Annotated in this window: 26 protein-coding genes; 2 read left to right on the top strand and 24 right to left on the bottom strand. The window is 35.2% G+C overall.

Annotation, left to right across the window (positions count from 1 at the left end; genetic code table 11):
- Positions 1-30 precede the first annotated feature (30 nt).
- The 5 genes from IWX83_RS11280 to recR form a co-directional block, all read right to left on the bottom strand.
- Positions 31-405 (bottom strand): four helix bundle protein, encoded by a 375-nt coding sequence (locus IWX83_RS11280; protein ID WP_196829727.1) that lies wholly within the window; start codon positions 403-405, stop codon positions 31-33.
- Positions 406-1,246: 841 nt separating this feature from the next.
- On the bottom strand, positions 1,247-2,230 hold the full coding sequence (locus tag IWX83_RS11275) for an SDR family oxidoreductase (protein WP_231379960.1): 984 nt from the start codon (positions 2,228-2,230) through the stop codon (positions 1,247-1,249).
- Between the two features lie 25 nt (positions 2,231-2,255).
- The gene (locus tag IWX83_RS11270; RefSeq protein WP_196829725.1) at positions 2,256-4,724 is read right to left on the bottom strand and encodes a polysaccharide biosynthesis tyrosine autokinase; all 2,469 of its coding nucleotides are present in this window, start codon (positions 4,722-4,724) and stop codon (positions 2,256-2,258) included.
- Between the two features lie 16 nt (positions 4,725-4,740).
- Positions 4,741-5,532 (bottom strand): polysaccharide biosynthesis/export family protein, encoded by a 792-nt coding sequence (locus tag IWX83_RS11265; protein ID WP_066080971.1) that lies wholly within the window; start codon positions 5,530-5,532, stop codon positions 4,741-4,743.
- A gap of 73 nt (positions 5,533-5,605) precedes the next feature.
- Entirely contained in the window at positions 5,606-6,226 is a 621-nt protein-coding gene (gene recR / locus IWX83_RS11260) for a recombination mediator RecR (RefSeq protein ID WP_196829723.1), read from the bottom strand.
- 283 nt (positions 6,227-6,509) lie between these two features.
- Between recR and IWX83_RS11255 the strand changes: the two genes are divergently transcribed.
- A complete protein-coding gene (locus IWX83_RS11255) occupies positions 6,510-8,018 on the top strand; it encodes a sodium:solute symporter (RefSeq protein WP_196829721.1) in 1,509 nt (502 codons plus the stop codon).
- Positions 8,019-8,383: 365 nt separating this feature from the next.
- On the opposite strand, the gene IWX83_RS11250 is transcribed toward IWX83_RS11255, so the two are convergent.
- Positions 8,384-8,749: a CoA-binding protein gene (locus tag IWX83_RS11250; RefSeq protein WP_196829785.1), complete on the bottom strand. Its 366-nt coding sequence runs from the start codon at positions 8,747-8,749 to the stop codon at positions 8,384-8,386.
- A gap of 146 nt (positions 8,750-8,895) precedes the next feature.
- Here IWX83_RS11250 and IWX83_RS11245 point away from each other — a divergent pair, with 146 nt between their 5' ends.
- Positions 8,896-9,525 (top strand): MarC family NAAT transporter, encoded by a 630-nt coding sequence (locus IWX83_RS11245; RefSeq protein ID WP_066080979.1) that lies wholly within the window; start codon positions 8,896-8,898, stop codon positions 9,523-9,525.
- 46 nt (positions 9,526-9,571) lie between these two features.
- Here IWX83_RS11245 and ctlX read toward each other — a convergent pair whose 3' ends face one another.
- The 18 genes from ctlX to rplF form a co-directional block, all read right to left on the bottom strand.
- Positions 9,572-10,507, bottom strand: a complete 936-nt coding sequence (gene ctlX, locus IWX83_RS11240) for a citrulline utilization hydrolase CtlX (protein ID WP_196829719.1) — start codon at positions 10,505-10,507, stop codon at positions 9,572-9,574.
- Between the two features lie 69 nt (positions 10,508-10,576).
- A complete protein-coding gene (locus tag IWX83_RS11235) occupies positions 10,577-11,491 on the bottom strand; it encodes a dimethylarginine dimethylaminohydrolase family protein (protein WP_196829717.1) in 915 nt (304 codons plus the stop codon).
- Between the two features lie 65 nt (positions 11,492-11,556).
- On the bottom strand, positions 11,557-12,840 hold the full coding sequence (locus tag IWX83_RS11230) for a citrate synthase (protein ID WP_196829715.1): 1,284 nt from the start codon (positions 12,838-12,840) through the stop codon (positions 11,557-11,559).
- 155 nt (positions 12,841-12,995) lie between these two features.
- Complete coding sequence (gene eno / locus IWX83_RS11225) at positions 12,996-14,288, bottom strand: phosphopyruvate hydratase (protein WP_196829713.1); 1,293 nt, start codon at positions 14,286-14,288, stop codon at positions 12,996-12,998.
- A gap of 662 nt (positions 14,289-14,950) precedes the next feature.
- A complete protein-coding gene (gene carA, locus IWX83_RS11220) occupies positions 14,951-16,051 on the bottom strand; it encodes a glutamine-hydrolyzing carbamoyl-phosphate synthase small subunit (RefSeq protein ID WP_196829711.1) in 1,101 nt (366 codons plus the stop codon).
- A gap of 412 nt (positions 16,052-16,463) precedes the next feature.
- Entirely contained in the window at positions 16,464-16,979 is a 516-nt protein-coding gene (gene rplQ, locus IWX83_RS11215; protein ID WP_196829708.1) for a 50S ribosomal protein L17, read from the bottom strand.
- Between the two features lie 36 nt (positions 16,980-17,015).
- Positions 17,016-18,008 carry a DNA-directed RNA polymerase subunit alpha gene (locus IWX83_RS11210; RefSeq protein ID WP_066080995.1) on the bottom strand — a complete coding sequence of 331 codons (993 nt, stop codon included), beginning with the start codon at positions 18,006-18,008 and terminating at the stop codon, positions 17,016-17,018.
- A 21-nt stretch (positions 18,009-18,029) separates the two neighbouring features.
- Positions 18,030-18,635, bottom strand: coding sequence for a 30S ribosomal protein S4 (rpsD, locus tag IWX83_RS11205; protein ID WP_066080998.1), 606 nt, complete (start codon positions 18,633-18,635; stop codon positions 18,030-18,032).
- Between the two features lie 90 nt (positions 18,636-18,725).
- A complete protein-coding gene (rpsK, locus tag IWX83_RS11200; RefSeq protein WP_024981527.1) occupies positions 18,726-19,109 on the bottom strand; it encodes a 30S ribosomal protein S11 in 384 nt (127 codons plus the stop codon).
- A gap of 8 nt (positions 19,110-19,117) precedes the next feature.
- Positions 19,118-19,492 (bottom strand): 30S ribosomal protein S13, encoded by a 375-nt coding sequence (gene rpsM / locus IWX83_RS11195; protein ID WP_066081001.1) that lies wholly within the window; start codon positions 19,490-19,492, stop codon positions 19,118-19,120.
- A 2-nt stretch (positions 19,493-19,494) separates the two neighbouring features.
- Positions 19,495-19,611 carry a type B 50S ribosomal protein L36 gene (gene ykgO, locus IWX83_RS11190; protein ID WP_007094966.1) on the bottom strand — a complete coding sequence of 39 codons (117 nt, stop codon included), beginning with the start codon at positions 19,609-19,611 and terminating at the stop codon, positions 19,495-19,497.
- 12 nt (positions 19,612-19,623) lie between these two features.
- Positions 19,624-19,839 (bottom strand): translation initiation factor IF-1, encoded by a 216-nt coding sequence (gene infA, locus IWX83_RS11185; RefSeq protein WP_007136545.1) that lies wholly within the window; start codon positions 19,837-19,839, stop codon positions 19,624-19,626.
- Between the two features lie 4 nt (positions 19,840-19,843).
- Positions 19,844-21,190: a preprotein translocase subunit SecY gene (secY, locus tag IWX83_RS11180; protein WP_066081004.1), complete on the bottom strand. Its 1,347-nt coding sequence runs from the start codon at positions 21,188-21,190 to the stop codon at positions 19,844-19,846.
- A 13-nt stretch (positions 21,191-21,203) separates the two neighbouring features.
- Positions 21,204-21,656, bottom strand: a complete 453-nt coding sequence (rplO, locus tag IWX83_RS11175; protein ID WP_066081007.1) for a 50S ribosomal protein L15 — start codon at positions 21,654-21,656, stop codon at positions 21,204-21,206.
- A gap of 11 nt (positions 21,657-21,667) precedes the next feature.
- Positions 21,668-21,850, bottom strand: coding sequence for a 50S ribosomal protein L30 (rpmD, locus tag IWX83_RS11170; protein ID WP_027310825.1), 183 nt, complete (start codon positions 21,848-21,850; stop codon positions 21,668-21,670).
- A gap of 12 nt (positions 21,851-21,862) precedes the next feature.
- On the bottom strand, positions 21,863-22,390 hold the full coding sequence (gene rpsE / locus IWX83_RS11165) for a 30S ribosomal protein S5 (protein WP_066081010.1): 528 nt from the start codon (positions 22,388-22,390) through the stop codon (positions 21,863-21,865).
- Between the two features lie 6 nt (positions 22,391-22,396).
- Positions 22,397-22,747, bottom strand: coding sequence for a 50S ribosomal protein L18 (gene rplR / locus IWX83_RS11160; protein ID WP_066081012.1), 351 nt, complete (start codon positions 22,745-22,747; stop codon positions 22,397-22,399).
- 11 nt (positions 22,748-22,758) lie between these two features.
- A complete protein-coding gene (gene rplF, locus IWX83_RS11155) occupies positions 22,759-23,301 on the bottom strand; it encodes a 50S ribosomal protein L6 (protein WP_091173708.1) in 543 nt (180 codons plus the stop codon).
- Positions 23,302-23,306: the final 5 nt, after the last annotated feature.

Genomic DNA, 23,306 nt, shown 5'->3' with positions numbered 1-23,306 from the left:
CATAACAGATAACTCATAACAAACAATTCTTTACTCAAATTTATTCCAATTGCTTTCAACATAGCGTAAAAATGAAAATAATTTTGCACCTAATATATCGTACTCTTTTTGTAAAGTAATCATTTCAGTTGATACATTTGGATAAAGAACTGCTAACTTCTCTAGATGACAAATTGTTTCCAAATTACTTGCATGAGAATATGTTAAGAACTTTATAAAATCCATCTTATATCTTTTTCTTCCATAGCCCTCCACAATATTAGTTGCCACAGAATCAGAGGACCTTCTAATTTGGCTGCCTAATTCATATAATTCATACTTTGGTAATTGTAACGAAAGCCGATGTGTTCTATAAAACAATGCTAACGCCAAAGTGTATATATCTAAATCCTTATAGCTTTTCATATTTTCGGTTTTCGGTTGCTCGTTTTCGGTTGTCGGTTGTCCGTTTTCTGTTTTCGGTTGTCGGTTTTCGGTTGTCGGTTCTCCGTTTTCGGTTGTCCGTTGTCCGTTTTCGGTTTTCCGTTCTCGGTTCTCGGTTTTCGGTTGTCTGTTTTCGGTTCTCGGTTTTCGGTTGTCTGTTTTCCGTTTTCTGTTTTCGGTTGTCGGTTTTCGGTTGTCGGTTTTCGGTTGTCGGTTTTCGGTTGTCGGTTCTCCGTTTTCGGTTGTTCGTTGTCCGTTTTCGGTTTTCCGTTCTCGGTTCTCGGTTTTCGGTTCTCGGTTCTCGGTTCTCGGTTTTCTGTTGTCCGTTTTCTGTTTTCGGTTGTCGGTTGTCGGTTGTCGGTTTTCTGTTCTCGGTTTTCGGTTTTCTGTTCTCGGTTGTCCGTACTCGGTTTTCGGTTCTCCGTTTTCTGTTGTCTGTTTTCGGTTTATTAACGAGTATCTTTTGTTTTTATTTGCTGGCTATTCTCAATCCGCAACTATTCGTGTAATAACAGAAAATTCATAACGGATAACTCAAAACATAAAACAGATAACCCACAACAGATAACAGACAAATCATAACAAATAACAGATAACTCATAACAGATAACTCATAACAGATAACTCATAACAGATAACTCATAACAGATAACTCATAACAGATAACAGATAACTCATAACAGATAACAGATAACTCATAACAGATAACTCATAACCCATAACACATAACCCACAACAGATAACAGATAACTCATAACCCACAACAAATAACCCACAACTCATAACAGACAACTCATAACAGATAACAGACGACAAAAATCTTCTATCTTAAATTATTCCAATACCATCCAACCGCTTCTTTTAGCCCTTCCTGCATGGAATATTGTGGATCGTATCCCAGCAAATCCTTTGCTTTATCAATACTAGCTAACGAATGTGGAATATCTCCTGCTCTATTGGGACCGTATTCTACGCTAACAGTACCAATACGCGGATCGTATTCTGATAAATATTCTTTCAAATAATCTACTAAATTATTCAACGTATTTCGGTCGCCATAAGCCGTGTTATAAATCGTATTCACAGCCTCTGGGTTGGTTGTTAACATCGCTAGCTCATTCATTTGAATGACATTGTCAATGTAAGTAAAATCCCTAGAATAGTTCCCGTCTCCATTTATTTTTGGACTTTCTAATTGCATCAATTGCATAACAAATTTTGGGATAACCGCAGCATAAGCGCCATTAGAATCCTGCTTTCTTCCAAACACATTAAAATAACGCAAACCAATCGTTTCTAAACCATACGTTTTACTAAAAATTTCGGCATACAACTCATTAACATATTTCGTTATGGCATAAGGAGAAAGTGGCTTTCCTATTACCTCTTCCACTTTTGGCAAAGATTCTGAGTCTCCATAAGTAGAGGAACTTGCCGCATATATAAAACGTTTTACTTTTTCATCACGTGCTGCTACTAACATATTCAGAAAACCGGTCACATTCACATCATTAGTGGTTACAGGATCCTTCAAAGACCTTGGTACCGAACCTAAAGCTGCCTGATGTAAAACGTAATCTACTCCTTTTACTGCAGTTGCACAATCTATCGCATTGCGAATATCACCTTCTATCAAATTAAAATTAGGATGATTTATAAAGTCTTTCAGATTGTGTCTGTGTCCTGTTGCAAAATTATCCAAACAAACAACCTTATCTCCTTTTGATAAAAAATAATCACACAGATTAGACCCTATAAAACCTGCCCCTCCCGTAATTAAAATGACTTTTTGCATGTCCTCTTTCATTTTATTTTGTTTTAAAACCAACCCGCTACTGCCTTGGCTTTTTTAATATTTTTTGTGCTATTTTTTGATAAATACTCTTTGGCTTTTCTTCTTCATAATAACCATTAGCATACGTTCCATAGCCGTAGCCGTAGCCGTAGCCGTACCCATAACCAGTTCCGTATTTTGCTTTATTTTCTAATCCATTTAAAATAATGCTGGTATTGTTCAGCTCTCCACGTTTCACCCTATTGTTTAACAAAGTAATCATGTCTTTTTTAGTAAAGTTCTGTCTTACAATGTACAGCGTCACGTCACAATATTGCGCCAGTTCTAACGCATCAGAAACCAACCCTACTGGCGGCGTATCCAAAATAATATAATCGTATTTTTTCTTTAATTCTTCAATTAACGCTCCCATTCCTTCACTCATAATCATCTCTGCAGGATTGGGTGGAATAGGACCTGATAGAATAACGTCCAAATATGGAATATGAGTGTGGTTTATAATTTCATCAACTGTTTTTTGTTTGATTAAATAATTAACGATCCCCACGTCATTGGACAAATTAAATTCGGATGCCAATTTGGGTTTTCTTAAATCAAGACCAATAACTACTGTTTTTTTCTCGCTCAAGGCAAATACGGTAGCGATGTTTATCGAGCAAAATGTTTTTCCCTCGCCACTGACCGAAGAAGTGATCATCAAGGTTTTGGCTCCATCTACATTTTGTTGTTTGTACAAAAACTGAAGCGACGAACGAATGGCTCTAAAGGACTCCGATAAAGCAGATTTAGGCCGATCATAAACGGCCAAATTAGTATGCTCTCTATTTACTCCAACGACTCCTATTAAAGGAATTTTTGTCATTTTGCTGATGTCTTCCGTATTTTGAACCGAATTATTGATAAAAAAAACAGCAAAGACAAAAATCAACGGAAAAAGAATTCCCAGAAATAAAGCCAGTACATAATTCACAGAGGTTTTGGGACCAATCAAGCCTCCACCCACATCTTTGGCAGGATCTATAAAATGAACATCGGAAAGATTGGCTGCTTTAACAATATCTGCTTCGCTTCTTTTTTGCAAAAAAGTACTATAAATATTATCGCTTAAATCGTATTTCCTTTTGATTTTTATGAGCTCTTGTTGGTCCTCGGGAAGTTGTTTTATGGTACTCTCTGTTTCATTGATTTTACTGCTAACCATGGCTAAATCATACTGTAATGAGGATTTAGCGGTGGCGATGTTCTCCAGCAATACATTTTTAACGGCTTCCATCTGATTGTCAAAATCTTTGAAAATTTTGTCGCTTTTTACCGCATAAGCCATTTCTGATCTTTGAGTGGATAAGGCGATTAACTTGGAAACATTAACCACAATATTTGGATCTTCGATTCCTGCTACCGATGGTGCCGGTAGTTTTGCATAATTCACGCTATTTTTAAGGTATGTTTTTAAGGAATTATAGTAGGCCATTTTACGATTAACCTCGTCTTTCTTGACATCAAACTCCAAAATCTTCTCTGAGAATTTAGCTCCGCCTTCCTCAATATCATAAATATTCTTTCCCTGTCTAAAGGTTTTCAGCTCGTTTCCCGTTTCCTTTAATTGGGATTCCATTGTAACTAATGTGCTATCTATAAAAGCAATGGTATTTGTAGCAAATTGATTCTTACTATCCAACTGTCTTTTGATAAGCATTTTAACAGTGGAATTCAAATATTCTACCATTCTAGCTTTGTTGGTTCCTTGCATTCCTAAAGTAATGATGGAACCTCCTTTGTCATCTGACTGTACACTGATGCCTTTGTAGCCGGAAACCGTTCCGTCAAAATCGTTAAACTGCACGAAATATTCGTTTCCTTTATAGAAACCAGGATTGTCATTTATTTGTAATTTCCAATTTAAAAAAGGAAGTGCCACTTGTTGTCCGACTTTGTATTTTTTGACAAATTCGCCCGGTTCCACTGCAGTATTACTGTATGTATTATTTGAATAAGTGAGTATAGAAACGCTTGGATTTTCAAATGGGATTCTGATTTCATATTCACTTTCACTGACAAACTTAATCCCTATAAGCGTTCCCGTAAGTTGTCCCTTAGATTTATCAATATTTACGAAAAACGGAACAGCACCGTACGCGTCGACCAAATTATAATCCCCTTGAACCTGGTAATTAATATAATACTGCAGCTTATCCACTACTAACTCGTTATGAGATCGAGACTGCAAGGTGGTTGAAATGGTTTGAACCTGATCAGAGGTGCCACCCCAATTGAAGACCAAACTCGTATTTGACGTAAAAAGCGGATTACTTTCTTCTTTTACGGCAATGAGCGTCTCCATACCATAGATTTTTTCCTTTCGAATATTGACTTGATAAGCAATCGTAAAAGTGATCAATAAACTGATCAAAAACCACTTCCAATAACTCCCGATTTTTATTAAGAACCCTTTAAAGTCAAAACTGACTTGATTTTCAAAAATCGAAAAATCTTTTATATCTAACATTTTTTAATTTTAGTTTTTAATTTTTTAACAGCAAGAAAGTCGTTGTAGCTAGTGACAACAGTGTGATAATTGTTCCCAATGATTCGATTCCCGTTTTTCCAGTTCCCCACGTTTTCTGTTTGAGTGGCTTGATGTATACGTAATCGTTAGGCTGCAAGTAAAAATAAGGGGACCGCATTACATTGATATCCGTTAGATCAAGATCATGCATTTCAACTCCTGTTGGTGTTTTTCTCATGATTGTAACTTCTTTTCTATTTCCCGTAATGGTAATATCTCCAGCATTTGCAATAGCTTCCATGATATTCACATGCTCTTGAAACAAGGTCTTTGTGCCAGGACCGCCTATTTCCCCATTGATTGTATATCGAAAACCCGCTAGTTTTACGGTCACGAAAACATTTGCCTCTTTGTTGAAATATTCCGCTAATAATTGCTTTTCAAGCCGTATCCTTACTTCATCTAGCGTGTAACCAATCACGTTTAAATCCCCCAAAACAGGGACTCTAATCATACCATGGTCATCAACTGTAAAACCATCAAAATACAATCCCGATTCCGACTTACCTGCTACACTACCTTCGTTGGAAGGGCTAAAGATAGCCACTAATTTAGGATCGATGGCTTTTATAGTAATACTCAACACATCATTGATCTGCAATCGATAGGGCTTTGCTTCTACTGCTGCGATGGTAGCTTCTGGTTGCGAATTATCTTTTTTCTGCAGATAAATTAAATCCTTAGTTGGGATACACGAGGAAAGCAACACACTAGTAACTAGCAATAAATAGAGTACGGATCTGCTCATTTTTAATATTTTTTAAGCGACAAATATAGCTTTTCATTTACGATTTAAAAAGCATCGCTATTCTTTACGTGTATTAATTGTTTTTAAAAGACTTTTCAAATGGAATTCGATGTAAAATACTTCTTCCCAGGGTAACTTCATCAGCATATTCCAGTTCGTCCCCTACTGAAATTCCTCTAGCAATTGTTGAAATAAGTATCTCACAGTCCGTTATTTGCCGGTAAATATAAAAATTAGTAGTATCCCCTTCCATCGTGGAGCTTAAGGCAAAAATAATTTCATTCACTACACCCAACTTTACTTTTTCAACTAAAGTGGTTATGTTTAATTGGCTGGGGCCAACGCCATCAATAGGTGAAATTTTGCCGCCCAGCACATGATAAATCCCTCTAAACTGCCCGGTATTTTCAATTGCCATGACATCGCGAATGTCCTCAACAACACATATTATCTGGTGATTACGGCTTTTATTTGCGCAAATTTCACACAGCACACTATCCGAAATGTTGTGGCAACTCTCGCAGTACTTAATATCTTCCCGCATTGCAACCAAAGCTTGTGACAAAAAACCGGTTTGCTCTTTGGGCTGTTTTAACAAATGTAAAACCAATCGCAATGCTGTTCGTTTACCAATTCCTGGTAACTGAGACATTTCATTCACTGCTTTCTCTATTAATTTCGAAGAAAATTCCATAACTGCAAAAGTAGTCAATTAGATAATTCGAAGAATTAGAAAATGAGATAATGAGGAAAAAGCACTAAAGAATTTACTTTGATAACAAGCGGAGCTTGAGGTCCGCCATTTAAACAATACTTTTTATCGTCTCAGCGGAGAATCTCATTAGCATTTTCTTCAACAAAGTGGCGTCCTTCCTCTGGAGAGCGTTAAGATGAAGACGTACCGGTTTTCAAATAAACAAATTCCCGATTCAACGATTAACCAAAAAATCGTATTTTGGTCACTTCAAACTCAGCAAATGGCACCAAGCACTATCCTACTCCTTATTATCGTTTATTTTGGCATTTTATTTTTGATTTCACACTTTGTCAGCAAAAAAGACAGCGGAAATGATGCTTTTTTTAAAGCCAACAAGAATTCAAAATGGTATTTAGTAGCTTTTGGAATGATTGGAACGGCACTTTCTGGAGTCACATTCATTTCGGTTCCCGGGGAAGTAGGATCGCCAAATGGGGAGCAATTCAAGTATTTTCAATTTGTTTTAGGAAATGCAATTGGTTTTGTCATTATTGCCAAAATACTCTTGCCGCTATATTACCGCTTGAATCTAACTTCGATTTACAGCTATATCGAACAGCGATTGGGCATATATTCCTATAAAACTGCCGCCACCATTTTCTTGATTAGCAGAACCATCGGCTCATCGTTTCGACTGTATCTTGTGGTGATTGTTCTACAGCGCTATGTTTTTGACTTTTACGGAATCCCATTTGCCGTTACCGTTTTGATTTCGCTAGCTTTAATATTTGCTTATACCTACCGCGGCGGATTGAAAACCATTATCATCACGGACACATTACAAACTTTCTTCTTGGTCACTTCCGTTTTTTTGACCATTTACTTCATCTGCAAAAGTTTAAACTTTGGTATTTTTGACGCTTTTGAAGCAGTAAAAAACAGCAATTATTCGAAAGTCTTTTTCTTTGACGATTTTGTATCGAATAAATTTCATTTTGTCAAACAAATTCTGGGAGGGATTTTTGTCACCATTGCTATGGTTGGCTTAGATCAGGATTTAATGCAAAAGAACCTGAGCTGCAAGAACATTGGCGAAGCCCAAAAAAACATGTTTACCTTTACTGGAATATTTGTACTAATCAACATTTTCTTTTTAAGTGTGGGCGCCCTGCTTTACATTTATGCGAATAAAAATGGAATTGCAGTCCCTACCGACCTAATAACTGGAAAACCCAGAACCGATTTACTTTTTCCAGAAATTGCTTTTCATCATTTGACGCTAATTCCATCCGTCATTTTTTTATTGGGATTGACCGCCGCTACCTTTGCGACCACAGACTCCGCATTAACGGCTCTGACGACCTCGTTTTGCGTCGATTTTTTGGGTATGGATAAAGCGGAGAACCGAAACAAACCCAACGTAGTGCGCAATAGACATTATGTCCATATTGCCTTTTCATTTTTAATGTTTCTGGTGATTGTATTTTTTAACACAATCAATGACAGCTCTGTGGTTGGAGTGATTTTTAGGGTAGCATCGTATACGTATGGCCCACTATTAGGACTGTATTGCTTTGGGTTGTTTGCCAAATCAAAAACGGTCAAAGATAAATTTGTACCATGGATCTGTCTATTGGCTCCAGCGCTAACCTACTTTATAAGCGAAAATTCAAAGACCTTATTTTTTGGATACGTATTTGACAATGAACTCATCATCCTAAATGGACTTATAACTTATTTTGGATTGCTATTGATAAGCAAACCTATCGCAGCGGAAAGACGGATTTAAAATACTGCACGAAGATTCCCAAAGCAACACTAAATTCTATGATACACCATTTATAATCTTGAGAAGAAAATCCCTTGACTCTTTTTGACTATTCAATCTTGTTCTTTTTAAATTCCAAATATTCACCTTGAGATTTTTACTATTGAAATGCAGTACTGATGCAAAACAAACCGTTTAAATCCTAACAATTCAGGTTAATTCCGATGTTCCTAGCCCTGATAAAAATGGAAATCCTTTTGATTAAAAAACAGTACTTTTTTCTCATAAAAAAAGAGCGACCAACGGAAGCTCCTTTTTATATGTAGAAAAAGACTGTTTTTAATCAAAAGATTGAAATGAATAGCAGGAAATAGCTTCAAAAAAAACTAATACTGATTTGTGGCTAATAAAACCAATGTACAAGCCACTTCTACTTTAATATCGTTCAATTTTAGCAACTGATAGAATTCTGGATTTTCTGTACCGGGATTAAAAATAACCCGTTTCGGTTTTGCCTCTACGATATAATTATAATAATCACGCTGACGCGTTGGATTTAAATATAAGGTAACGGTATCGATATTTTTTAATGGAATGGCTTTAGTCTGGATTTTAACCCCCGCAACTTCACCAGCATTTTGACCTAGCGCAAGCACGGAATGCCCTTTATCTACTAACATTGATATGGCTTTGAACGCATATCTATCTGGTTTCGTTGTTGCTCCAAGAACCAAGGTTTTTTTACTCTTTATCATTTTCTTTAATTGTATTTGGCAAAAGTAATCAAAAAGGTTTGTTCGTTTAACAATTTTACGGTTTAGTTCTCAAAGCAATAAAAAACAGTAGCTTAACTTTAAAAAGCAAAAAAAGAGTATTTTTACAGTCTTAAAAACAAAATATGGATTTATTTATTTATCTGTTTGTCGCTCTTTTTTCAGTTTTAAACCCTATTGGTACGGTTCCCATCTTTGTGGGCCTTACGCAAAATGACACCAAAAAAGAACGTTCTAGAATTTCTTTATGGACGGCGATAAATGTATTTATTATCCTAATTGTCTCTTTTTTTATAGGCCAATATGTTTTGATTTTCTTTGGTATCAGTATCGATGCCTTGCGAATAGCTGGAGGAATCATTATTGTAAACTCTGGATTTTCGTTGCTTTCGGGAGAATTTAATAAAAAGAGGGGAATCAATAAAAAAGCAGAATCTGATGCTCAAAAAAGAAATGACATTGCCTTAACACCGCTTGCCATTCCTATGCTTGCTGGACCGGGTTCCATATCATTACTTATTGCATTTTATCAGGAACACAATTCAACGATGGAGATTTTAATTTCTTCAATCGCTATTCTTGCTATTGCAGTGACCATATTTTTAATCCTTAAAAGCGCGCATTATTTAGCAAAAATACTGGGAGTATCCGGCATTGTTGCCATATCGAGAATCGTAGGATTCATTGTAATTGCGATAGGAATACAATATATTGTAAGTGCAATTATCAATATTATAAAAGGGAATCTCTCCTAAAGTAAAGCCATAAAAAAACCGGATAATAATTTTATCCGGTTTTTCTTTATTTCCTAGGCAGGAAAATCTCTGCCATCATACATCTGGCGCTTCCGCCACCGCACGCTTCAATTGTATCTAAGCTCGAACTCAAAATTTCAGCATGTTTTTCTAATTGTTCGATCTGCTTTGGCGTTAACGCTTGATGCGCTGCAGCACTCATTACTAAATATCTTTTATCATTACTTCCACGAACTTCAAGCATATTCCCTGCAAAATTGTTCATTTGGGCTTCAGTAATTACAATAATTTCTTTGCCATTTTCCTTAAGATTATCAAGAACCATTTTGCGTTCTTTTTTATCATCAATACAATCCGAACAAATTACAGCAAAAGTTTCGCCTAAGCACATCATTACATTGGTGTGATAAATTAGTTTTCGTTCTCCATCGACGGTTTGAAAAGCTTCAAAAATTAAGGGAGCATAATCAAAATCTTCGCAAAATTCGATAAACAATTCTTCATCTGCTCTTGGTGACAAAGCGCAATAAGCTTTACTATTTTCTCTGTCTAAAAGTAAACTTCCTGTTCCCTCTAAGAAAAAACCATCTTCCTCTGCCGATGTGTAGTCTACAATATTATTGATAACAAAACCTTTGTCCTCCAACATATCTAGAATTTCTTCACGACGTTCTTCACGACGATTTTCGGCAAACATGGGATACAATACCACATCACCATTCTCGTGAAATGAAATCCAATTGTTAGGAAAAATGCTGTCAGGCGTATCCGGACTCAAGGTATCATCCACAACGGTTACATCTACACCCACTGCTCTTAATTTCTCGACAAAAACATCAAATTCTTGTTGCGCCTTTGCATTTACGGTTGCTGGCAACAAACCGTCCAGTACTTTTTGGTAATAATTGTTAACTGCGGTTTGTTCGTTCATTCGAAACGCAACGGGGCGAATCATAACTATAGAATTTGTGGTTTGTTTCATGATTTTTATTTTATTTTTTGTTGCAACGCATTGCATTGCGTCTCTCCTACTATGCGCCTCTATCTAAAATTAATCCCTTTTTAAAGGTAAAGTCGTACATCGCAATAACCCTTCCTGTTTTGCGATTTCTGCGTACGGAATCTCTTCTACCACAAAACCGTTTGCACGCAACCAATTGTTAAGTCGCGTAAAATTTCTTTCAGAAACTACTACATTGGTATCGATAGAAAAAACATTCGAATTCATGTGGTACATTTCGTCTCTAGTGATGTGAAATAAATTGTCTTTTCCAAAAAGATGAACTAAAAACAAATAGTCTGCTTCCTCCCGGAATCCGTTCTTGTAAATAATCCCTTTATCATTCCCCACTGGTTGAAAACAACAATCTAAATGCAAGGCATTATCACGGGCGTCAATTTTAGATTTAACCAAATCAAATTCTTTGACAATTTTATTTGGAAACAGATCTTTAATATATTGAACTCCTTGCAGGTTTGTTCGTGCAGTGATGTACTCTTTATAATCACTTCCTTTATAAGTGCCAATAAAAATATACTCATTCCACAACATAACATCACCTCCTTCGATATGAACTTCCTCAGGTGGACGGACCACTTTTTTAGGATTAATTTGATCAATGATGTATTGAATCGCATCTAATTCTCGTTCGCGATTTGGTAGAATATTAGATTTTACAAAAACATCATCAATAACAAAACCAATATCCCTAGTAAATATTTGATTGTAATTTTCAATCTGCTCTGGACGAAAAACCGTGACGTCATATTTTTTCAACACCGTATTAAATGCCTCCATTTCATTAACCATATCCTGTTCCTTTGGGTAGGTTCCCGCTAAGATATGCTCTAATGATTTCGGATCGTAGGCCTCTTCAGCCTTTGGAGTAGGTCCATTATCAACGGCCGAACCAAGCACTACTGCCCTCAGTTTCGAAGTTTCATTATTTACCTTTAATTCTAACATATCTTTTTAGCTTTTGGCAAATATAAAAAAAGCTTCACAAATTCGTGAAGCTTTTTAAACTGATTTTATCTTTTATCTGTTGGGACAAAATCCCTCAAAGGATGTCCGGTATAAATTTGTCTTGGTCTTCCTATTGGCTCTTTATTTTCACGCATTTCTTTCCATTGTGCGATCCAACCTGGTAAACGACCTATGGCAAACATCACCGTAAACATATCTGTAGGAATCCCTAATGCTCTGTAGATGATCCCAGAATAGAAATCAACATTTGGATATAAATTTCTTGATTTAAAATATTCGTCTTCCAGAGCAGCTTCTTCTAGTTTTTTAGCTATGGCAAGGATTGGATCCTCAACTCCCAATGTGGCTAAAACCTCATTGGCAGCTTTCTTGATAATTTTTGCTCTTGGATCGAAATTTTTATAAACTCTATGGCCAAAACCCATTAAACGGAAGGGATCATTTTTATCTTTGGCTTTCGCCATGTATTTATCAGCATCACCACCATTTCTATGAATTTCCTCTAACATTTCCAGCACCGCTTGATTTGCTCCACCATGCAATGGTCCCCAAAGTGCAGAAACTCCTGCCGATATTGAAGCAAACAATCCTGCGTGAGAGGATCCTACCATCCTAACAGTAGAGGTAGAACAGTTCTGTTCGTGATCACCGTGAAGTATGAATAATTTATCCAATGCATCGATAACTATAGGATTTGCAGTGTACGGCTCAGTAGGTAATTCGAACATTAATCGCATAAAGTTTTCAACATATCCTTTGGTATTATCATAATAATTCAAAGGATAACCCATGCTTTTTCTGTAGGTCCAAGTTGCTATTACCATGAATTTACCCATAGTTTTACAAACGGCCTCATACATTTCTTTTTCATTATCAACATTAACCGATTTCGGGTTAAATGCAGTCAATGCACTCGTCAAAGCTGCTAAAACGCCCATTGGATGCGCTGTTTTAGGAAAGCCATCAATGATGCTCTTCATCTCTTCATTAACCAAAGTGTATTTCCTGATATCAGTTTCAAATTGCGCTAACTGCTTCATGTTTGGCAATTCTCCAAAAATCAAAAGGTAAGACACTTCTAGAAAATCAGCTTTTGCTGCTAAATCTTCTATTGAATAGCCTCTATAACGAAGAATTCCTAATTCTCCATCAAGAAAAGTGATATCACTTTTGCAGGAACCTGAATTTTTATAGCCCGGATCAAGCGTAATAATACCGGTTAAATCACGTAATTTGTTAATATCGATGGCAACTTCGTTTTCACTCCCTACGACTACAGGAAGCTCAATTTTCTTTCCATCAATTTCTAATGTTGCTATTTTTGACATAATATATTGAAAATAAACTTTTAAAATAATAATTTATCAAATCTAGGGAATTAAACACTAATTAAAAAGAGAATTCCACAACGAAATTGTTAAATATTACCAAAAAAAGCCACTCACAGTACGTGAATGGCTTTAAATAAAAATATCGTAGGAATTTATTTTATTTTGAAAGCATTTTTACCAGGAAAATAAGCAGTATCGCCCAATTCTTCTTCAATCCTAAGCAATTGATTGTATTTAGCCATACGATCCGATCGTGAAGCAGAACCTGTTTTAATTTGACCACAATTTAAAGCTACTGCTAAATCTGCAATCGTATTGTCTTCTGTTTCTCCCGAACGATGTGACATTACGGATGTATATCCTGCATTTTTAGCCATATTTACAGCCGCAATAGTTTCAGTCAAAGTCCCTATTTGATTTACCTTAATAAGAATAGAATTAGCAATTCCTTTTTCTATACCTGTTGACAAACGCGTTACGTTGGTAACGAATAAATCATCTCCAACTAATTGCACTTTATCTCCAATTTTATCAGTTAATAACTTCCATCCCTCCCAGTCATTTTCATCCATACCGTCTTCGATAGAAATAATTGGATATTTAGAGGCTAGTTCCGCTAAATAATCCACTTGCTCCGCAGAAGATCTAATCTTACCTGTTTCACCTTCAAATTTAGAATAATCATACTTACCATTTACATAAAACTCTGCTGCAGCACAATCCAAAGCGATCATGATTTCATCACCAAAACTATACCCTGCGTTTTCAACTGCTTTTTTGATGGTGTCCAAAGCATCTTCAGTACCTCCAGGAAGATTTGGTGCAAAACCACCTTCATCACCTACAGCAGTAGAAAGTCCTCTATCATGTAATACTTTTTTCAAACTATGAAAAATTTCTGTCCCCATTTGCATTGCGTGGGAGAAAGAAGTTGCTTTCACAGGAAAAATCATAAATTCTTGAAAGGCGATCGGCGCATCAGAATGTGATCCTCCGTTGATAATATTCATCATCGGCACTGGTAATGTGTTTGCAGAAACACCACCTACATATCTATACAGTGGCAAACCCAATTCATTTGCAGCAGCTTTGGCTACAGCCAAGGAAACTCCTAAAATTGCGTTTGCACCCAAGTTTGATTTATTAGGGGTACCATCCAAATCAATCATCATTTGATCAATCAGATTTTGCTCAAAAATTGAAACTCCTAAAAGCTCATCAGAAATAAGGGTATTCACATTTTTCACTGCATTCAAAACTCCTTTTCCAAGGTAAGCCTTTCCTCCATCACGCAACTCCATTGCTTCATGCTCTCCAGTTGATGCTCCAGAGGGTACTGCAGCTCTTCCTAAAACACCATTATCTGTAATTACATCTACTTCTATTGTAGGATTTCCTCTAGAATCGAAAATTTGTCTTGCGTGAATTTTGATAATTATACTCATATACCGAATTTTTAAATTTTAAAACACAAATATATTCTATCTTTTTGATTCATTTTATGAAAACAACGAATCTTATTAACGAAAACGTTGTAATTATTTGTAGAAAACAGATACCTCCAGTTTTGAATAAAAAAGATGATGAAAAATTTCATAATTTTCCTTTACCGCAATCTAAAACTATAAAATATAATTAAAACTCAAAAACTGAAAGTTCGAAAAAGAATTTAGTGCTGCACATACCTTACTAAATTGATGAAAATTAATTACCAATAGTGATCATTTTAAACTTCCGTACAATTCCTTTTCGGCTTCCAAAAAAAAGGTTTTAGTGATTTAAGTCTAATCCATCAGTAGAAAATTTAATTCTAACTTAACTGAGAAGAAGAGACCAGATAAATGCCATACTATCAAAAAAAAGAAATACAACCTTTTGCCGCGGAAAACGAACCGAATTTTAAATACAAAAAGCATAATTAGCGATAGCCATCAATCTGTAAAATCGGCATTAAAACGTAAATCATAACACATAATTTCAGTAATAAAAGACGTGTATAGTAGTTCAATACCAATTTAAAAATAAAAAGGGATTGACTTTTTGACAAAAGACAATCCCTAAATATTTTAATATGAAGCATTTAATACTGTATGGCTACTAAAAAAAGTTACCCTTTAATATTCTCAATAAATTGATCAAATAAATAAGAGGAATCATGAGGACCTGGACTGGCTTCCGGATGGTACTGAACTGAAAAACAGTTTTTATTTTTCATACGCATTCCCGCTACAGTTCCATCATTGAGATGCACATGTGTAATTTCTAACTCCAGATGGTTGTCTAATTCTTCTTTATTTACGGCAAAACCATGGTTTTGAGAAGTTATTTCACCTTTTCCAGTAACAATATTTTTCACAGGATGGTTTATACCTCTATGGCCATTAAACATTTTGTATGTCGAAACTCCGTTGGCCAAACCAATAACTTGATGTCCAAGACAGATCCCAAATAAAGGTTTATTATTTTCAATAATTACTTTGGCTACTTCAATCGCACTTGAAAGTGGCTCTGGATCTCCAGGACCATTAGATAAGAAATAACCATCCGGATTGAAGGACTCCATATCCTGATAGGATGAATTAAAAGGAAAAACTTTTATATAGCAATCTCTTTCAGCAAGATTCCGAAGAATATTCATTTTGATTCCTAAATCAAGAGCCGAAATTTTGAAGGTCGCATTTTCATCACCGTAATAATAAGCTTCCTTGGTAGATACCTTAGAAGCCAACTCTAACCCATTCATGTCAGGAACTTTTGCTAATGCCTCCTTTAACTCTTCCACAGTAGAACCATCCGTACAAATGACTGCATTCATAGCTCCATTTTCACGAATATAACTCACCAAAGCTCTTGTATCAACATCAGAAATGCAAATAAGATTTTGTTCTATAAAGTAATTTTCTAAACTTCCTGATGCGTCTTCGCGTGAATAATTAAAGCTGAAATTTTTACAAACTAAACCTGAGATTTTAATACTGCTAGATTCAATTTCCTTTTCATTTACACCATAATTTCCGATGTGGGCATTGGTCGCCACCATTATTTGACCAAAATAAGAGGGATCTGTAAATATCTCTTGGTAACCAGTCATTCCGGTATTAAAACAAACCTCTCCAAAAGTAGTTCCACTGATTCCAATGGATTTACCGTGAAAAATAGTTCCGTCACTTAGTAAGAGTATCGCGCTTTGTCGTGTTGTATATTTCATTCGTTGATTTCTATTATTTTTTTAATAGTTTCATGGAACTAGAAAAACTGGTTTCATGCGTAGTTAGATATTTTGCAAACTTAATTCTTTAAAGCAATGGTTGCAATGATTTTAAAATTATTATTTTTTAAAAAATATAAAGCAGCTCGAAATTCTTGTTTTAAGAAATCTCACTTTTAGTATAATATCAGCTGCAATAATAGTAAAAAATACTTCGACTCCTAGTTCAGGTCATATCCCAATTCAAATTGGAGATAACAAAACAATTAGAAAAAAGCCACTTAGAAAAGCGAGTCGGATATTCTATTACAAAAAACTGTTCCTGAATCATTTCTTTTAAAAAAATATCAAAAAAAAAGGATAAACTATTATTAGCTTATCCTTGATTTTTATAGAGTGATTATTTTCATAATTACTCAGCAGTATCAGTAGTTGGTTCAGTTTTTTTTGATCCTTCGCTTGCGCTTGAATCTGCAACTGCAGCTTCCGTAGCTTCATCAGCTTTTTTAGCTTTACCACCACGACGACTTTTTGCTTTTTTAACTTCTTTTTTACCACCGTTGTAAAGTTCATTAAAATCTACTAATTCGATCATTGCCATATCAGCATTATCTCCTAAACGATTTCCAACTTTAATGATACGAGTGTATCCACCGGGACGGTCTCCTACTTTAGCGGCAACGTCTCTGAACAGGTCAGTTACGGCATATTTGCTACGCAAGTAAGCAAAAACGATACGACGATTGTGAGTCGTATCTTGTTTTGATTTTGTTATTAAAGGCTCAACAAATTGTTTAAGCGCTTTTGCTTTAGCAACAGTAGTGTTAATACGTTTGTGCTCAATAAGAGAACAAGCCATATTAGCTAACATAGATTTTCTATGTGCAGTCTGTCTGCTTAAGTGATTGAATTTTTTTCCGTGTCTCATTGCTTTATGAAATTTAATCCGCCTAAGCGGATTAGATTATTCTTTATCTAGTTTGTATTTTGCTAAATCCATACCGAAGTTCAAATTTTTAACTGCAACAAGCTCATCAAGTTCAGTTAAAGATTTTTTACCAAAATTACGGAATTTCATTAGGTCATTTTTATTGAACGATACTAAATCACCAAGTGTATCAACTTCAGCCGCTTTCAAGCAATTTAATGCTCTAACAGAAAGATCCATATCAACAAGCTTAGTTTTAAGCAATTGTCTCATGTGTAATGACTCTTCATCATACGATTCTGTTTGTGCAATTTCGTCAGCCTCAAGTGTAATTCTTTCGTCAGAAAACAACATGAAATGGTGAATTAAAACTTTTGCAGCCTCAGTAAGAGCATCTTTAGGATTGATTGATCCATCAGTTTTAATTTCAAAAACTAATTTTTCATAATCTGTTTTTTGCTCAACACGGAAGTTTTCAATCGCATATTTTACATTTTTTACCGGAGTAAAAATTGAATCAGTAAAAATAGTTCCAATTGCAGCATTCTGTTTTTTGTTTTCTTCAGCAGGGACATATCCTCTACCTTTTTCAATTGTTAAATCGAAATTAAGTTTGATTTTACTATCTAAATTACAGATAACTAGTTCTGGATTCAAAACTTGGAAACCTGAAATAAATTTTTGAAAATCACCAGCTGTTAATTGATCTTTACCTGAAACAGAAATAGTAACTGCTTCATTATCTATATCTTCAATTTGACGTTTAAAACGTACTTGTTTTAGATTAAGAATAATTTCGGTAACGTCTTCAACAACTCCTGAAATAGTAGAAAACTCATGATCTACACCTTCAATGCGAACAGATGTAATTGCATAACCTTCTAATGCTGAAAGCAAAACTCTTCTAAGTGCATTACCAACGGTCAATCCGTAACCAGGTTCTAAAGGTCTAAATTCAAACTTACCTTCAAAATCGGTGGAATCGATCATGATAACTTTATCGGGCTTCTGAAAATTAAATATTGCCATAAATTTCGACTAAGTCAATTATTATTTGTTGTACAACTCTACGATTAATTGTTCTTTAATGTTTTCTGGGATCTGAAGTCTAGCTGGTACAGAAACGAAAGTACCTTCTTTAACGTCATTATTCCAAGTAATCCATTCATAAACATGACTTGAATTAGATAAAGAACGTTCGATAGCATCTAAAGATTTAGATTTTTCACGAACAGCAACTTTGTCACCAGGTTTAAGGTGATAAGAAGCAATATTTACTACATCACCGTTTACGGTAACATGTCTATGAGAAACTAATTGTCTAGCGCCTCTTCTAGAAGGAGCGATACCCATTCTAAAAACAACGTTATCTAATCTTGCTTCACACAATTGTAAAAGAACCTCACCAGTAACACCTTTAGTAGCCGATGCTTTTTTGAATAAACCTCTGAATTGTTTTTCTAAAATTCCATAAGAATATTTAGCTTTTTGCTTTTCCATTAACTGGATTGCATATTCAGATTTTTTTCCTCTTTTTTTAGCCATCCCGTGTTGTCCAGGTGGATAATTTCTTTTCTCGAAAGATTTATCATCTCCGAAGATTGCTTCGCCAAATTTACGCGCAATTCTAGTTTTTGGACCAGTATATCTTGCCATTTCTAAAAATTAAATTAAGGTAGAGATTATGAATTCAGGTCATATCCTTCGATAATCGTATATTCTACCTAGTTATACTTAAATATATAATTAAACTCTACGTCTCTTTGGAGGACGACATCCGTTGTGAGGCATTGGAGTAACATCGATAATCTCAGTCACTTCAATTCCACCGTTATGTAAAGAACGGATAGCAGACTCACGTCCGTTTCCTGGTCCTTTTACATACACTTTCACTTTTTTAAGTCCAGCTTCAAGAGCTACTTTACTACAATCTTCTGCTGCCATTTGGGCTGCGTATGGAGTATTCTTTTTAGAACCTCTAAAACCCATTTTTCCAGCTGAAGACCAAGAAATAACTTCACCTTTTTTGTTTGTCAAAGAAATGATGATATTGTTAAAAGTAGCAGAAATATGAGCTTCTCCCGTTGATTCAACGATAACTTTACGTTTTTTTGCAGTTGCTTTAGCCATATTACTTATTATTTAGTTGCTTTTTTCTTGTTAGCAACAGTTTTTCTTTTACCTTTTCTTGTTCTAGAGTTGTTTTTAGTTCTTTGTCCTCTTAATGGAAGACCAGATCTATGACGGATACCTCTATAACATCCAATATCCATTAAACGCTTGATGTTTAAAGAAACTTCAGAACGCAATTCTCCTTCAATTTTGAAAGTCGATACTGCTTCACGAATTGCTCCGATCTCATCATCATTCCAGTCTTGAACTTTTTTATCTTGGCTAACTTGAGCTTTTTCTAAAATCTCAACAGCTCTACTTTTTCCTAATCCAAAGATATAGGTAAGTGCTATAACACCTCTCTTATTTTTTGGGATATCTACCCCTGCTATTCTTGCCATAATTATCCTTGTCTTTGTTTAAATCTAGGATTCTTTTTGTTTATTACGTACAATCTCCCTTTTCTTCGCACAATTTTGCACTCGGGACTTCTCTTTTTTATTGAAGCTCTAACTTTCATTTTGAATATCCTTTAATATCTATAAGTAATTCTTGCTTTTGACAAATCGTAAGGGCTCATTTCTAGTTTCACTTTATCACCAGGTAATAATTTGATGTAATGCATGCGCATTTTTCCAGATATATGTGCGATTACAATATGTCCATTTTCTAACTCTACACGGAACATAGCATTTGATAATGCCTCAATGATTGATCCGTCTTGTTCTATTGCTGATTGTTTTGCCATAAAATTAAGCTACTGCTTTTCTATTTTTACCACTTTTCATTAAACCATCATAATGTTTATTCAACAAATATGAATTGATTTGCTGCATTGTATCTATGGCAACACCAACCATAATTATTAATGAAGTACCTCCAAAAAACATTGCCCAAGACTGCTGAACATCCATAACACTAACAATTATTGCCGGGAACACAGCAATTAAAGCCAGAAATAATGATCCTGGGAACGTTATTAAAGACATCACTTTATCAAGATAATCAGATGTTTCCACTCCAGGTCTAATACCAGGAATAAAACCTCCGCTTCTCTTTAAATCATCTGACATCTTATTAGTAGGAACTGTGATCGCGGTGTAAAAAAATGTAAATACAATTATTAATGTTGCAAATACTAAATTATACCAAAACCCAAACATATTACTAAAAGCACCAACGATTGACTGTGACGCATCTGATTTAGACAAACCAGCTAAAGCTGCTGGTATAAACATGATCGCTTGTGCAAATATAATTGGCATAACTCCTGAAGCATTAAGCTTTAATGGAATCCATTGTCTATTTCCATTCAGCATATCTTGTTCGAAATCACCTGAAGTTGTACGACGAGCATATTGCACTGGAATTCTCCGAACCGCCATTACTAATAGTACACAACAAATAATAACCAGTAACCAGATGATAATTTCAATAACCAGCAACATTGGACCACCATTGTTATTGGTAACCCTAGTTGTAAACTCTTGGATGAATGCTTGTGGCAATCTAGCCAATATCCCAACCATAATCAACAAAGATATACCATTTCCAATTCCTTTATCAGTAATCTTTTCTCCTAACCACATGGCAAAAATTGTACCTGTAACTAAAATAACAACTGATGAAAACAAGAATTCAAATGAATTGAATCCCAATAAAAATGCATTACTAGGTAATGTTCTATATAAATTATAGATATAAGTTGGACCTTGAACTAAAGTAATTCCAATTGTCAACCAACGAGTAATTTGATTAATCTTCTTTCTACCACTTTCTCCATCACTTTGAAGTTTTTGTAAATAAGGAATCGCAATTCCCATCAACTGAACCACAATGGAAGCAGAAATGTAAGGCATAATTCCTAAAGCAAAAACAGAAGCTTGAGAAAATGCACCTCCGGTAAACATGTCAAGAATTGAACCAATTCCTTCTTTGGTTTGCCCAGCTAAATTACCTAACTGTGTAGCATCAATGCCTGGTAGGGTAACTTGAGCCCCGAAACGATAAACTAAAAGTAGACCTAAGGTGATTAGAATTCTATTTTTCAGTTCTTCTATTTTCCAAACATTACTTATTGATTCAATAAATTTCTTCATATTAATAGAAAAATTACATTGTTACAGCTTCTCCACCAGCAGCTTCAATAGCAGCTTTAGCAGTAGCAGTAAATTTGTGAGCGGTTACTTTTAATTTTGCTGTCAATTCACCTCTACCTAAAATCTTAACGATTTCATTTTTAGTAGCTAAACGATTAGCAACATAAACTGTCATATCAACAGTATCTTTAATAACACCATTATCAACTAATAGTTGAAGTGTATCAAGATTTACACCTTCGTAATCTTTACGATTGATGTTTGTAAAACCAAACTTTGGTACACGTCTTTGGAGTGGCATTTGTCCACCTTCAAAACCAATCTTCTTAGAATAACCAGAACGAGATTTTGCTCCTTTGTGTCCTCTTGCAGAAGTACCACCTTTTCCAGAACCTTCTCCTCTACCTAATCTCTTATTTTGATTGTGTGTAGAACCTTCAGCAGGTTGTAAGTTACTTAAATTCATAACAGTATTTGTTATTTAGCTTCTTCAACAGAAACTAAGTGTTTAACTTTATTTATCATCCCAAGGATTGTAGGGTTTGAATCATGCTCTACAACTTGTCCCATTTTACGTAGACCTAAAGCTTCCAATCCTCTCTTTTGAGTAAGAGGACAGTTGATTTTGCTTCTAACTTGTTTTACTAATAATTTAGCCATAATTTCCTAGAATTAACCTTTAAAAACTTTTTCTAAAGAAACGCCTCTTTGTTTTGCAACAGTATAAGCACTTCTCATTTGTAATAAAGCATCAAAAGTTGCCTTAACTACGTTGTGAGGATTCGAAGATCCTTGTGATTTAGATAATACATCATGAATTCCTACTGATTCAAGAACTGAACGAACAGCTCCACCAGCAATAACTCCAGTACCATGAGAGGCAGGAATTAAAAATACACGTGCACCACCAAATTTACCTTTTTGTTCGTGAGGAACTGACTGACCATTCAAAGGAATTTTTACTAAATTTTTCTTAGCATCTTCTACCGCTTTCGCAATTGCTTCAGAAACATCTTTAGACTTTCCTAATCCGTGTCCAACCACTCCGTTTTCATCACCTACAACTACAATAGCAGAAAAACCGAAAGCTCTACCACCCTTTGTAACCTTAGTAACACGATTTACACTTACCAAACGATCTTTTAATTCAAGACCACTTGGTTTTATTAACTCTACATTCTTGTATTTACTATTAGACATACTATATTAGAATTTAAGTCCAGCCGCTCTTGCGCCTTCCGCTAATGATTTAATACGACCATGATACAAATAACCTCCTCTATCGAAAGTTATCACGCTTATCCCAGCTTTTAAAGCTTTCTCAGCAACTAATTTCCCAACTGCTGTAGCAACTTCAATATTCGTACCGTTACCTATTTCTTTTTCTCTTGAAGAAGCCGCCAACAAAGTAACTCCGTTTACGTCATCAATAAGTTGAGCGTAAATTTCTTTGTTACTTCTAAATACAGATAGTCTTGGATTAGTAGCTGTACCACTAATTGACTTTCTAATTCTGAATCTAATTCGTTGTCTTCTTTCAGGTTTTGTTAATGACATAATCTTATTTTTTAAGCTGATTTACCTGCTTTTCTTCTTAATACTTCACCCACAAATTTAACACCTTTTCCTTTGTACGGTTCAGGCTTACGGAAACCTCTGATTTTCGCAGCTACCTGACCTAAAAGTTGTTTGTCAAATGATGTTAATTTAACAATTGGGTTTTTACCTTTTTCAGATATAGTTTCTAAAGTCACTTCAGGAGCAATTTCTAAAACTATATTGTGAGAGTAACCAAGTGCTAAATCTAATTTCTGTCCTTGATTTGAAGCTCTATAACCAACTCCTACCAATTCTAATGACTTAGTAAAACCGTCTGTTACACCAATAATCATGTTATTGATTAAAGATCTGTACAAACCGTGTTTTGCTCTTTGGTCTTTGTGATCAGAAGATCTATCTACTTGAACTAGATCCCCTTCAACTGTTACAGTTACGTCCGAAAACTCCTGAGTTAGTTGACCATTTTTTCCTTTTACCGTAATAATACCGTTAGCAACTGAAACAGTTACTCCTGCAGGAATTGTTACTGGGCTTTTACCTATTCTTGACATCTTAT

Source organism: Flavobacterium sp. CG_9.1 (assembly GCF_015751645.1).
GTDB classification, from domain to species: domain Bacteria; phylum Bacteroidota; class Bacteroidia; order Flavobacteriales; family Flavobacteriaceae; genus Flavobacterium; species Flavobacterium xanthum.
Note: the sequence above shows the minus strand (reverse complement) of the source record. Positions and strands in the feature narration are given on the sequence as shown.